This is a genomic window from Streptomyces sp. NPDC031466 (genome assembly GCF_055581265.1).
This window is the reverse complement of sequence record NZ_JBVIJT010000001.1, coordinates 234,857-247,804: the sequence shown is the minus strand read 5'-3', so window position 1 is coordinate 247,804 and position 12,948 is coordinate 234,857. Positions and strand designations below refer to the sequence as shown.

Sequence of the window (12,948 nt, the reverse complement as noted above, 5' to 3'; positions counted from 1 at the left end):
CGTGATCCGCGGCGAGCGTGGTGCGAACGCGGGGCCCCGCCCCGCGAACGGTGCGAGACCCCGGCCCGGGTCCGGGTCAGCCGCCGGCGGTCGCGGACGCGTCGGCCCAGCGCTTGTTGAGATCGTCGAAGTAGCCCCGCAGGGTCCCCTGTTGGGCCCCCCGGGCGATGTCGATCAGCTTCTGGCGGTAGTCGGGCTTGGCCAGACCGATCTCGGAGGCATTGTCGACGGCGTTGACCTGCTCCGTCTTCGCCTCGGACCGCTCGATCAGCTTGACATCGTTGTCCTGGTACGGCTTGAGGACGTCGGGGAAGCTCATCGAGGTCAAGGCCGGAACCCCGCCCTCCTTCGCGGCGAAGCCCGACTCCTCGGTGAACCAGTCGATCCAGGCGCGGGCGGCGCTCTTGTTGTCCGAGTGCGCGTTCACCGCCAGCTGGTAGTCGGAGAGCATCGTGGCGCAGAACTTCCCGTCCTTCTGGGCCGGGAAGGGCATGAAACCGATGTCGTCGGGGTCCTGGCCGGCCTTGGCCGCCGCGTCCCGCATCTGGTGCACGGCCCAGGAGCCCAGCAGCATGCTGCCGATCCTCCCCTTGGCGAGGTCCGTCTTGGACGTCTCCCAGTTGGTCGTGGAGGGGTCCTTCTCGGACAGCCCGTCGTGCACGATGTCGTGGAGCAGGGTGTCGATGACGTTGAGCTCACTGCCCTTGGCCCACGGCTTGTCGGACGTGGCGAGCGCGTCCGAGGCCTTCGCGTCACAGCTGACCGAGCCGACGCTGTTGGTCCACGGGCTGCTCAGCGGCCAGCCGTCCTTGAAGTTGGTGTAGTACGGCGTCGCACCGGTCTTTTCCTTGATCCGCTTCAGGTCGGCGAGGAACTCGGCGGGGGTGATGGGCCAGTCGGTGACGCCGGCCCGCTTCCACACCGCCTTGTTGTAGACGAGCCCGTTCACGGTGCCGAGGTTGGCGATGCCGTACGTCTTCCCGCGGACGTCACTCTTGCCGGTGAAGCGGTAGCGCCGGGCCATGTCCTTGGTGTCGCCCAGCGGGGCGAAGAACTTCGGGTAGTCGCCCTTGGCGATCACCGCGGGGATCAGCAGCACGTCACCGTAGTTCTCGGTGTTCATACGGATCTTCACCTCCCCCTCGTAGTCGGTGATGCCCTGGAACTTCACCGAGACCTTGGGGTAGGTCTTCTTGAACTCGGCGGCGTACTTCTTCATCGTGCCGTCCTGCACGAGGTCCGTGCGGTGGGTGAGCACCGTGATCGTGCCCTCCACCTTCGCGGGATCGGACGGCTTGGTGGCCGCTTCCCCCGTGGCCGACCCCCCTCCGCCACACCCCGCGACGGTCAGCAGCGCGGTGGCAAGCAGCGCGGCGCTCAGCGGCTTCCTTCTCATGTGCCCAACTCCTTTCAAGGGTTACGGCTCGGGCCCCAGCGGCTGACCCGCACTATGTCAGCCCGTCGTGAACCGGTAAAGCTACGATTTCCGGCGTGATACCCAATCGTTACCCGTGCAGGAGCCGGGCCGCTGGGTGAGCTTCCTGAGCAAGGGCCACCGGGCGCGGCGCTGATCGACTCCTGATACTGGACCGGTTAACCACAGGCGGGCTAGGTTGATGCGCGTTGCACACGATCAGGGCGTGAGCCCGTCCGATGGGAGCCGCTGATGAAGGACGTCGTCCAGCTGACGGAAGGCTGGAGTCTCAGCCACGAGGGAGCACTCCTCGAAGCCCGGGTCCCGGGCTGTGTCCACACCGATCTCCTCGCCGCGGGCCTCATCCCCGACCCCTTCCTCGGCACGAACGAGCTGGACGTGGCCTGGGTGGGCCGGCGCTCCTGGACCTACACGCGCTCCCTGGCCGCCCCACCGAAGGGCCCGGCACCGCACGAACGCGCCGACCTGGTCTTCGACGGCCTGGACACCGCCGCCCACATCACCCTGGACGGTGCGGAGCTGGGGCGCACGCGCAACATGCACCGCTCCTACCGGTTCGACGTCACCGGCCGCGCCGGCGAGTTGCACGTCACGTTCGCCTCCGCCTACGAAGAGGCCGCCGCCGTCCGCGAGACGACCGGGGAGCGGCCGAACGTCTACCCGGAGCCGTTCCAGTACATCCGCAAGATGGCCTGCGCCTTCGGCTGGGACTGGGGGCCGACCGTGGTGACGGCCGGCATGTGGCGCCCGGTGCGGATCGAACGGTGGTCGACGGCGCGCATCGCGCGGGTACGGCCGCACGTCACCGTGGCGGGAACCCGCGGGCGTGTGGAGTTGCGCGTCGACCTCGAACGCACCGCCACGGGCGCGGAGCGGCCGCTCGTCGCGCACGCCGCGGTCGCCGGGGTCCAGGCGCGCGCCGAGACCACCGGCGATCACCTCACGCTGGTGCTCGACGTGCCGGACGTCCGACTGTGGTGGCCCCGCGGACACGGCGAACAACCGCTCTACGAGGTAGAGTTGACGCTGGAGGACGAAGGCGCCGCCTTGGACGCCTGGCGGCGCCGGATCGGCTTTCGCACCGTCGAGATCGACCGGAGCCCCGACGAGCACGGCACCGGCTTCACGTTCGTCGTCAACGGCGAGCGGATCTTCGTACGCGGCGTGAACTGGATCCCCGACGACGTGCTGCCCTCCCGCATCACCCCCGAGCGCTACCGCACCCGCCTGCGGCAGACCGCCGACGCCAACGTCGACCTCGTACGCGTCTGGGGCGGCGGCATCTACGAGGACGACGCCTTCTACGACGCCTGCGACGAACTCGGCCTCATGGTCTGGCAGGACTTCCTGTTCGCCTGCGCCGCCTACCCGGAGGAGCAGCCGCTGCGCGGCGAGGTCGAGGCCGAGGCCCGCGAGAACGTCGTACGCCTCATGCCGCACCCCTCCCTGGTCCTGTGGAACGGCAACAACGAGAACCTGTGGGGCTTTCGCGACTGGCAGTGGGAGGAACCCCTCGCGGGAGACTCGTGGGGAGAGGGCTACTACCTGGGCCTCCTGCCGCGCGTGGTCGTGGAGGTGGACCCCACCCGGGCCTACAGCGCGGGCAGCCCCTGGTCCGGTTCCTGGGAACACCACCCCAACGACCCTGACCACGGCACGTACCACTCCTGGGAGGTGTGGAACAGACAGGACTACACCGAGTACCTGGCGAACGTGCCGCGCTTTGTCTCCGAGTTCGGCTGGCAGGCACCCCCCGCGCTGGCCACGCTGCGCCGCGCCCTGCCCGGCGAAAGCCTCGCCCCCGATTCCCCCGGGATGCTCCACCACCAAAAGGCCGAGGACGGCAACGCCAAACTGCGGCGTGGCCTCGAACGCCACTTCGCCCCGCCCGAGGGCGACTTCGACCGCTGGCACTACCTGACCCAGGTCGTCCAGGCCCGCGCCATCGCCACCGGCATCGAACACTGGCGCGCGAACTGGCCGCGCTGCGCCGGCACGATCGTCTGGCAGATCAACGACTGCTGGCCGGTCAGCTCCTGGTCCGCGATCGACGGCGACGGCCGCCTCAAACCCCTCCACCACGAACTGCGCCGCGTCTACGCCGACCGGCTCCTCACCCTCCAGCCGGGCACCGACGGCCCCGACGTCGTCCTCGCCAACCAGAGCGCCGAACCGTGGACGACCGAGGTCACCCTGCGGCTGATGCGGGCCGATGGCACCCTCACCGCCCGCACCTCGCTGCGACTCACCGCGCCCGCCCGGACCGTTTTGCGGCTGCCCGTCCCTTCCGAGGTGACGCCCGCGCCCGGCAGCACCAAGGAGTACCTGGTCGCCGACGCCGACGGGCTGCGCGCCCTCCATCTGCCCGTACGCGACAAGGAGTTCGACTACCCGACGCCGCGACTCGACATCGTCGTGGAGACCGTCGGCCAGGACCAGAACACCGTCGACGTCGTGGTGAGCGCCCACACCCTCGTACGCGACCTGCTGCTCCAGCCCGACCGCGTCGCCCCCCACGCGAGCGCCGACCGCGGCCTGATCACCCTCCTGCCGGGTGAGCGCACCCGTATCCGTGTCCATGGTGCGGACGGCGTGGGCGCCAACACCTTCCGCAAGGCACTCTTCTGCGTGGAACCGGCGTGAGTGCCTCCACCCAACGCGTCACCATCAAGGACGTCGCGGCCGCCGCCGGCGTATCCAAGGGGGCGGTGTCGATCGCCTTCAACCACAGACCCGGCCTTGCCGAAAGCACCCGGGAACGCATCTTCGCCGCCGCCCGGGAGTTGGGCTGGGCACCCAACTCCTCCGCCCGCAGCCTCTCGACACAGCGGATCGACACGATCGGCCTCGCGCTGTGCCGGCCGGCCCGGCTGCTCGGCCTCGAACCCTTCTACATGGAGTTCATCTCCGGCATCGAGAGCGTCCTCGCCGAACGGTCCTGCTCCCTGCTGCTCCGACTGGTCAGCGGCCTGGACGAGGAGATCGACCTCCAGGAGGCCTGGTGGCGCGAACGGCAGATCGGCGGGTCCATCCTGGTGGACTTCCACCGGGACGACCCGCGGGTCGAACCACTCCAGCGGCTCGGCATCCCCGCGGTGGCGGTCGGACACCCGGACCTGACCGGCGGCATTCCGTCGCTGTGGACGGACGACGCCACCGCGATGGCCGAGGCGGTGCGCTACCTCGCCGCCCTCGGGCACCGGCACATCGCCCGCGTCGGCGGCCCGCCGGGCCTGGGACACAGCGCCATCCGGGAACGGGCCTTCCTGGACACCCTGCACCAGCTCGGCCTGGGCCCGGGCACGCAGATGACGACGGGCTTCGCCGGCGAGGAGGGGGCCCGTGCGACGCGCTCGCTGCTGCTGCGGCCCGAGCGGCCCACCGCCATCGTCTATGACAACGACATCATGGCGGTGGCCGGGCTCGGTGTCGCCGCCGAGATGGGCGTCGCGGTCCCGGCCGACCTGTCCCTGCTCGCCTGGGACGACTCCCAGCTGTGCCGCCTGACCCACCCGACGCTGTCGGCGATGAGCCACGACGTGCACGGCTTCGGCGCCGAGGTCGCCCGCGAACTGTTCGCGGTCATCGCCGGCCGTGAAGTGCGGCCACATCCCGTGCGGACCCCCTCCCTCACCCCCCGGGCGTCGACGAGCGCGCCCCGCGCCCCGCGGAGCTGAACCCCGGCCCGCCACCGGCGCGCCTCAGCGGGAGCGGGGCGGGCCGGTGCTCGCACGGGGCACCAGCCGGGCGGCGGGCACCTGTTGGTCCCGGACCGGCTCCTGGCCGACGGCGGCGAGCAAGGTCCGCGCGGCACAGGCCCCGTACTCGGCGATGTCCCGGGTCAGCGCGGTGAGCTGCGGGCGTACCGCCCGGGTGAACGGCGAGTCGTCCCACGCCACCAGGGACAGGTCGCCGGGCACCTCCAGACTCAGCTCCTGCGCCACGGACAGACCGGCGACGGCCATGATGTCGTTGTCATAGATGATCGCGGTGGGCCGCTCCCGGCCGATGAGCAGCCCGCGGGTCGCCTGCGCCCCGCCCTCGCCGGAGTAGTCGGTGTGCACCACGACGGGCTCGGGCAACCCCGCCTCGCGGCAGCTCGCCGCGAACGCGGCGTCCCGCACGGCGGTGTGCGCGAGCCGGGCGGACCCCGCCACCCGCGCGATGCCGCGGTGCCCCAGCGCCGCCAGATACGCGACCGTCTCCTGGACGCTGGCTCCGTCGTCGGACCACACGACGGGCACGCCCGCGGCCGCCCCCGGCGGGCCCAGCGCCACCGCGGGCAGATCCATCGCCGTGAGAGCGGGGCCGCGGGCGTCGTCGCCGTACAGATCCACCAGGAGCACGCCGTCCACCCGGCCCTCGCCCCACCAGCGCCGGTACAGCTCGATCTCGTCGTCGTGGCTGGTGACGGTCTGGAGCATCAACGCGATGGAGCGGGGCGCGAGTTCGGCCTCGATGCCGCCGATCAGCTCCATGAAGAACGGCTCGACGCTGAGGGTGCGAGGGGGCCGGCACAGGGCCAGACCCACGGCGCGGGCCCGGGCGCCGTTCAGGGCGCGGGCGGCGCTGCTGGGCCGCCAGCCGACCTCCTGGGCGATCGCCTTGATGCGGGCGCGGGTCTGCTCGGAGACGCCCGGCTGGTCGTTGAGCGCGTAGGAGACCGCGACTTTGGAGACTCCCGCCCGGCGCGCGATGTCCGTGATCGTCGGCCGTTTCATGCGCCCTCCCGCTGTACCGGTTCCGTGCCTCGGCGGCCGACCTTACCGGTCGGCCGCCGAAGGGCGCTCATCCGGCCGAGGGGCCGGTTCAGGCCGTGGTGCAGGCCTTGCCGTCGAGGGTGAAGGCCTTCGGCGGCGTGTTCGCGCCCGTGGAGGAGCCGTTGAACCCGAAGCTCACCGTTCCGTTCGCGGGGATGGAGCGGGTCCAGGACTCGGGGGTGACCCGGACGTCGGCGCCGCTCTGGACCGCCTTCGCGTTCCACACCGAGTTGATCTTCTGCTGTCCGGAGAAGGCGAAGGCGAGCTGCCAGCCGTCGATCCTCTGGCCGGAGGTGTTGCGGATGGTGATGTCGGCGTTGAACGTGCTGCCCCAGTCGCTCAGCCGGTAGGACACCGCGCAGGAGCCCTGCCCGGGGTCCGTCCCACCGAAGACGCCGGCCTCCTTGGCGGTGGCCCTGATGCCGTCGGCCCCCTCGAACAGGCGCCTGCCCCAGGCCGTCGGCCGGCTCGCGTCGAAGTCCTGCACCAAGTCGAGGTACTCCACGCCGCTGCCGTTGCCGCTCCAGGACCATCCCAGGTAGCCGATGCCGAGGGATTGGGCGCTCGCCATGATGGCGTCCTCGTCAGGGTTCCCGTCGGAGTGCATGTCGCCGAATTCACCGACCACGATGGGCAGTTCGGCGTCGGCGAACCGGTTGAGGTAGGAGCTGACCTCGGCCGGGGTGTCGAAGACGCCGTACATGTGGATGTCGAACAGGACGTTGCGGTCCGGATCGGCGGCCAGCACACCGGCGGCGTTGTCGCGCATGGTGAAGGCCCAGTCCTGGCCCCAGTTCGGGGCGTCGACCATCAGGGTGTGGTCCAGACCCGCGGCCCGCAGCCGGCCGATGGCCTTCTTGGTGTCGCCGGTCCAAGCTGCGTAGCCGGTGTTGCCGTACGGCTCGTTGCCTATGTTGACCAGGACGTACTTCTCCTGGCCCACGAGGGCGTCCTTGACGCCGAGCCAGTAGTCGACGGCCCTGGACAGGGGCACCGCGGCGCCGGCCTCGCCGTACCCGGTCGTGTCGTGGGCCTCCAGGACGCAGATCAGCCGGTTCTTCTTGCACTCGGACACGACCCGGGCGACGTCGGCGGTGTCGTTCCTGGCCCACTGGTCCCCGGTGCCGAGCACCACACGCACCGTGTTGGCGCCCTTGGCCTTGATGTCCTTCAGCGCCTTGTCGGTCGTGTCCGGATACCAGGTGTGCGCGTGGTTGACACCGCGCATCACGAAGTCCCGGCCGGTGGCGTCAAGGAGCCGCCCGTCCCGGATCCGGAAACCCGGCGAGTCGGCGGCCGGCGCCGGCGGGGCGGCGCCGAGGAGTGCGGCACAGGCGGCGAGGAGGGCCCCTGTCGCGACGGCGGCTCGTATACGTCTCATCTGCTGCTCCTGCCTCGATGGGGCGCGCCGACTTCCGGGCAGCCCGCTTCCGCAGCACAATTTCGTGTACGGAACCGGTTAAGTCAATGTGAACGCCAAGAACCGTTTCGACGCGTTCCCCGTGACCGGGCCGACTTCCCGGGCAGTAGGCACTCCGGTGGGCCCCGGATACTGGAGGGCCTGCGCAAGTGAACGCGAGGAGAGATGCCCGATGACGAGGGAAGTCATGACGAGATCAAGCCACCGACCGGACCCGTCCTTGCCCTCGGCGCCGACGGATCCCTCGGTGACCGAGCGCAAGCAGCGGATGCGACGGCGCCTGGAAAGGCTGATCGGCATCGCCGCGACCGAGGGCAATGCCCTGGTTCCGCTGCGCAACGGCGACGAGATCTTCGCCTCGATGCTGGCGGCCATCCGCGGCGCCGAGTACACCGTGGACTTGATGACGTTCGTCTACTGGCGCGGGGAGATAGCCCGCCAGTTCGCCCACGCGTTGGCCGACCGGGCCCGCGCCGGGGTGCGGGTACGGCTGCTCCTGGACGGTTTCGGCAGTCGTCTCATCGAGAAGGACCTGCTGGACCTGATGGAGGCCGCCGGGGCCGAGGTGTCGTGGTTCCGCAAGCCTTTGTACCTGTCGCCGTTGAAGCAGAACCACCGCTGCCACCGCAAGGTGCTGGTCGTCGACGAGCACACGGCGTACACCGGCGGAGTGGGCATCGCCGAGGAGTGGTGCGGCGACGCGCGCAACGAGAACGAGTGGCGCGACACCCACGTCCAGGTCCGCGGCCCCGCGGTGGACGGGATCGCCGCCGCCTTCGCCCAGAACTGGGCCGAGTGCCATGACGTCCTGTTCGACGACCGGGACCGCTTCACCGGCCACCAGCCGCACGGCGACGCGATCGTGCAGGTCGTGCGGGGCTCGGCCAGCTTCGGCTGGCAGGACATGCAGACCCTCGTCCGCGTCATGCTGGAAACGGCGCAGCAGCGCTTCCGCCTGGCCACCGCCTATTTCGCGCCCGACACCTACTTCGTCGAACTGCTCTGCGCGGTGGCCCGGCGTGGCGTCGAGGTGGAGATCCTGCTTCCCGGCCCCCACACCGACAAGCGGGTCTGCCAGCTGGCCGGCCAGCGCCACTACGAGGATCTGCTCGCCAGTGGCGTGAAGATCTACCAGTATCAGCCGACGATGATGCACGCCAAGGTCATCACCGTCGACCAGGTCGCCTCATTGATCGGCTCGACCAACTTCAACCGCCGCTCCCTCGACCACGACGAAGAGGTCATGCTCGCCGTGCTCGACGAGAACTTCACCGCCACCCTGGACCAGCACTTCGACGAGGATCTCCAGGTCAGCGAGCGGATCGAGAAGGCCCGCTGGCAGCACCGCCCGGCCGCGCAACGGTTGCGCGAGGTGGCCGTGGCCCCCATACGCCGATTCCTGTGACCCGCGAGCCGCCTCCGTCCCGCCGTGCCGGCTGAGGTCAGGGTGCGCACGAAGACGTCACCGATCAGGTTGTCGGGTGAGGGCGCACCGTCCGTGCGCAGGGCTCACGCGATCACAGCGCGAAGCACTCGACGGCTCGACGCATGCGCGGACGCCTTTCGCTCACCTTCTCTTTCCGTCTGTCGAAACTCTTGTTCCACAATCCGGGCTCGTTTAAGGTCGGCGTCCCCCGCTCGGCCGCCCCGCGCGGCCGGGCCTTCCTGTGCGGACACGAAGGAGCGTGCGGTGGCGCAGCAGATGTGGCAGGACGGGTCGTCGCCCGACGAGGACGGCGAGATGCCCGGCGTCGATCGTCGCGGATTCGTCGTCGGGGCCGGACTGGTCGGGGCCGGGGGCCTGTTGGGGGCCGCCGGGGCGGCACCGGCGGCGGCCGCCGGACGCGAGGGCGCCCAGGGCATCGGGGGTGGTCACCGCCGTCACGACACCTTCGGCCCCGAGGACCTCCGCGCCAAGCGGCTGCTGCTCGTACCGGACGTCGTCCTGCTGCCCGGCGGGCCGGTCAAGGACCGCGCGGTCCTGGTCCAGGACGGCACGTTCCGAGCCGTCGGACCGGTCCGCGAACTCACCGACGCGCACCGCAACGCCCGTACGGTACGGCTCACGGGCCATCTGCTCATGCCGGGCTTCGTGGACGCCCACCACCACCTGACACAGAGCTTCGGCAAGGCGCAGGCGTTCGGGCAGCCGTCGGAGATCTTCAAGACCGTCTGGGAGCCGCTGGAACACGCCCTGGACGAGGAGAGCGCCCACCTGTCGGCGAAGCTCGCGGCCCTGGAGGCGCTGCGCGGCGGGTTCACCACCGCCGCCGACGCCGGCACCCGCGCACCCGTCGACGTGGGCGTCGTCGCGAAGGCCGCCGAGGAGGCGGGGCTGCGCTGCGTGTTGTCCAAGGTCGTCTCCGACGGCAAGGGCGGCAAGGAACACCTGGAGCGCTTCCAGGACTCGCGGCTCATCCACCCCTCACTGGCGATACCCGTCCCCGAGGACGCCACCGCGGAGGTGCTGAAGAGGACGGCGCAGTTGTGCGCGGACGCCGGTGCGGTCTTCCAGATCCACGTCAACGAGCACCTGGCCGCGGTGGAACGCTCGCTCAAGAGCGTGGGGCGCCGCCCGGTGTCGTACCTGCACCACATCGGCGCCCTCAACGCCCATACGCTGGGCGCCCACGCCACCTTGCTCACCCCCGACGAGATGCGCATGCTCGCCGACACCGGCGCCGCCGTCAGCTACAACCCGGTGGCCAGCGCCTGGAAGGGCAACGCCGTCGCGCACGCCCTGATGTGGCAGACGCTGGGCATCCGTTTCGGCACCGGCACCGACGGCACTCGCGGCGACGGCTTCCGCCTCGTGGATGCCGCGGAGAGCGCCCAGCGCCTGACGTACGGTCTGATGTCCGGCGACTCCTCGTGCGGCGCCGGCCGTGTGTGGCTCGCCCATGCCACCGCCCTGAGCGCGGACGCCCTCGGGCTCGGCAAGGTGACCGGCGAGATCGCCGTCGGCAAGGCCGCCGACTTCCTCCTCGTCGACCTCCACGTGCCCGAACTCGCCCCGTCCCACGACCTGTCGTGGGAACTGGTCCGGCTCTCGGGCCGCGACCAGATCACCGCGGTCGTCGTGGACGGCAAGCTGCGGCTGTGGCGCGGCTGGCCCACCGACTGGGACGGTCCCGCGCTGGTCCGTGAGGCCGCGGAGGTGGGCCCGAGGGTCGTACGGCGCGCCCGCGTCCAACGGGTGGACCCGGACCCGGACGGCGCGGCCCGCCACCCGCGGCGAGCCCGCAACTGACCTTTCGGCACCCGTGGTTCCCGGACCACCCCTTACGCGGGCCGTCTCCGCAGAGACGTGTCGCCTCCGCGCGGCGGGCGCGCGGAGGCGACGGGGTTCGGGAGCGCTGCTCCCGGAGGATCTGTCAGACGCCCGCGATGCTCTGGATCCAGGAGCGGTACGCGGTCACGTTCGTGTACGCGGTCGTGGTCTGGCGGTCACTGGTGGAGGCGACACCGACCTGCGCGCCGTTGGCCATCATCGGGCCGCCGGAGTCGCCGCCCGCGGTGATGCCGTCGCCGCGACGGGCGCAGATCGCCTGCCCCTGGTAGGCGTCGCGGCAGCCGCCGGTCACGACGACGTTGGCGACCTTGAGGAGCCGGGACTGGCAGTTGATCTCCGAACCGCACTGGGACGTCGCTCCCCAGCCGTACACCTGCACGGTCTGGTTCACCGAGACGGAGCCCGGGTTGCCGAGGCGGGCGTAGGTGCCGGCCACGGAGCGGTCGAGCTTGACCAGGGACAGGTCCGCCCCCGAGTGGGTGTAGACGCTGACGCCGTTGGCCACGGTGCCGCCGGACGTCTGGTCGAGGCTGCCGATGCGGAACGAGAGGCCGCCGCCGCTGACGCAGTGCTTGGCGGTGAGGATCCAGGTGGGGGCGATGATCGAGGCGCTGCAGGTCTGCTGACCGTTGGAGAAGAGCCGGGCCGCCCAGGGAGCGTTGCCGGCGTAGCCACCACCGATGATCGGCTGCTGGCCGGCGGCGGACGCGGCGACGGGCGCGGTGGCGGGGGCGTTGGCCGGGGTCTGGGCCGCGGCCGTGGGGGCCAGTCCCAGAACGGCGAGCGCGGTGGCCGCGAGCGCGGGGACGAGTCTGGATATACGCATGTTCGTCTCCATTGTGTGGGGGTGAGGCGTCCTGGATGAGGACAGCGCTGCATACTTATGCAGACGCGGTACGCGCGACAGAGGCGGGGTTGCTCATGACGCGTGCATGCCATCGCTAGCTTGGTGAATGTGGCAGAGGAGTTGCCGGTGGCGCAAGAGGTTGGCACGGCAATTCCCGCCCGACGACCGGGAGGCGCCGCATGCGTAGGCTTGCGATCACCCACATGATCAAGCGACGGCACTCGCGGCGGGGCCCGGGGCGGATGGCCACAAGGGGCGGCATGACCATGGCGAGCGGGCTCGGCTCCGGGCTCTCCTTCGTCTACTGGGACAGCAAGGCCATGGACTTCCCCTTCCTGGGCGGCCGGGTCAAGCCGGCCGCCTGGCGCACCGGGCCACGGCCTGTACGCCGAGGCCGCCACCCTCTGGACACAGGTGGCCGCGCTGATCGCGGCGGCCGGCGAATCCGGCGACGCGCGGCACCTCCAACAGGCCGGCGCCGTCCTCCATGCACTCTCGCGCATCGAACGCGACGCGATGCGGGCGCTCGCCATGCTCCAGTGATAGGAGTGAAAGCACAGGTCCGGGGCACTCGCGGAGAAGGAAACGACGCAGTGCCCAGGGCCCGACGCAGAAGGACCCTGAGCGAGTTCCACGAGTTCCCAAGGAAAGGTGTCATCCGTGTCGCAGGTCGAGGAATCCATCGAAGTCGACGTTCCGGTCCGTACGGCGTACAACCAGTGGACCCAGTTCGAGACCTTCCCCGAGTTCATGGACGGCGTGGAGCGCATCGAACAGCGCTCCGACAAGCTGACCCACTGGGTGACGAAGATCGGCGGTGTGGAGCGGGAGTTCGACGCCACGATCACGGAGCAGATCCCGGACGAGCGCGTGGCCTGGACGACGGTCGACGGGCAGGCCAAGCAGGCGGGCGTCGTCACCTTCCACCGCTTGGACGAAGCGCGCACCAAGGTCATGTTGCAGATGGACTACGACCCCGAAGGACTCGCCGAGACGGTGGGCGACAAGCTCGGCTTCGTGAAGCGGCAGGTCACCGGTGACCTGAAGCGCTTCAAGAAGTTCATCGAGGAGCGCGGCGGCGCCGAGACCGGCGCCTGGCGCGGCCAGGTCTGACCGCCCGCCCCCTCCGGGCACGCCAACGCGAAGGGCCCGTCCGCGCTGTACGCGGACGGGCCCTTCTGGTCGAGCGCCGGG

The 12,948-nt window shown here is 70.6% G+C and carries 10 protein-coding genes; 6 read left to right on the top strand and 4 right to left on the bottom strand.

Annotated features, from left to right (window positions below; translation table 11 throughout):
- Positions 1-76: 76 nt before the first annotated feature.
- On the bottom strand, positions 77-1,396 hold the full coding sequence (locus ACZ5GP_RS00810; RefSeq protein ID WP_468748690.1) for an ABC transporter substrate-binding protein: 1,320 nt from the start codon (positions 1,394-1,396) through the stop codon (positions 77-79).
- A 270-nt stretch (positions 1,397-1,666) separates the two neighbouring features.
- Here ACZ5GP_RS00810 and ACZ5GP_RS00805 point away from each other — a divergent pair, with 270 nt between their 5' ends.
- Together ACZ5GP_RS00805 and ACZ5GP_RS00800 are read left to right on the top strand one after the other, a co-directional pair.
- Complete coding sequence (locus tag ACZ5GP_RS00805) at positions 1,667-4,078, top strand: glycoside hydrolase family 2 protein (RefSeq protein ID WP_468748689.1); 2,412 nt, start codon at positions 1,667-1,669, stop codon at positions 4,076-4,078.
- Positions 4,075-5,112, top strand: coding sequence for a LacI family DNA-binding transcriptional regulator (locus ACZ5GP_RS00800; protein WP_468748688.1), 1,038 nt, complete (start codon positions 4,075-4,077; stop codon positions 5,110-5,112). Before ACZ5GP_RS00805 ends, ACZ5GP_RS00800 begins: the two co-directional genes overlap by 4 nt.
- Positions 5,113-5,136: 24 nt before the next feature.
- Here ACZ5GP_RS00800 and ACZ5GP_RS00795 read toward each other — a convergent pair whose 3' ends face one another.
- Together ACZ5GP_RS00795 and ACZ5GP_RS00790 are read right to left on the bottom strand one after the other, a co-directional pair.
- A complete protein-coding gene (locus tag ACZ5GP_RS00795; RefSeq protein WP_468748687.1) occupies positions 5,137-6,156 on the bottom strand; it encodes a LacI family DNA-binding transcriptional regulator in 1,020 nt (339 codons plus the stop codon).
- A gap of 88 nt (positions 6,157-6,244) precedes the next feature.
- A complete protein-coding gene (locus ACZ5GP_RS00790) occupies positions 6,245-7,576 on the bottom strand; it encodes a cellulase family glycosylhydrolase (RefSeq protein ID WP_468748686.1) in 1,332 nt (443 codons plus the stop codon).
- Positions 7,577-7,787: 211 nt separating this feature from the next.
- Here ACZ5GP_RS00790 and ACZ5GP_RS00785 point away from each other — a divergent pair, with 211 nt between their 5' ends.
- Positions 7,788-9,020, top strand: a complete 1,233-nt coding sequence (locus ACZ5GP_RS00785) for a phospholipase D-like domain-containing protein (protein WP_468748685.1) — start codon at positions 7,788-7,790, stop codon at positions 9,018-9,020.
- Between the two features lie 285 nt (positions 9,021-9,305).
- On the top strand, positions 9,306-10,865 hold the full coding sequence (locus ACZ5GP_RS00780) for an amidohydrolase family protein (RefSeq protein WP_468748684.1): 1,560 nt from the start codon (positions 9,306-9,308) through the stop codon (positions 10,863-10,865).
- Positions 10,866-10,989: 124 nt separating this feature from the next.
- On the opposite strand, the gene ACZ5GP_RS00775 is transcribed toward ACZ5GP_RS00780, so the two are convergent.
- The gene (locus tag ACZ5GP_RS00775) at positions 10,990-11,733 is read right to left on the bottom strand and encodes a S1 family peptidase (protein WP_468748683.1); all 744 of its coding nucleotides are present in this window, start codon (positions 11,731-11,733) and stop codon (positions 10,990-10,992) included.
- Between the two features lie 402 nt (positions 11,734-12,135).
- Between ACZ5GP_RS00775 and ACZ5GP_RS00770 the strand changes: the two genes are divergently transcribed.
- Entirely contained in the window at positions 12,136-12,297 is a 162-nt protein-coding gene (locus ACZ5GP_RS00770; RefSeq protein ID WP_468749065.1) for a DUF4872 domain-containing protein, read from the top strand.
- A 117-nt stretch (positions 12,298-12,414) separates the two neighbouring features.
- Positions 12,415-12,867 (top strand): SRPBCC family protein, encoded by a 453-nt coding sequence (locus tag ACZ5GP_RS00765; protein ID WP_358578405.1) that lies wholly within the window; start codon positions 12,415-12,417, stop codon positions 12,865-12,867.
- Positions 12,868-12,948: the final 81 nt, after the last annotated feature.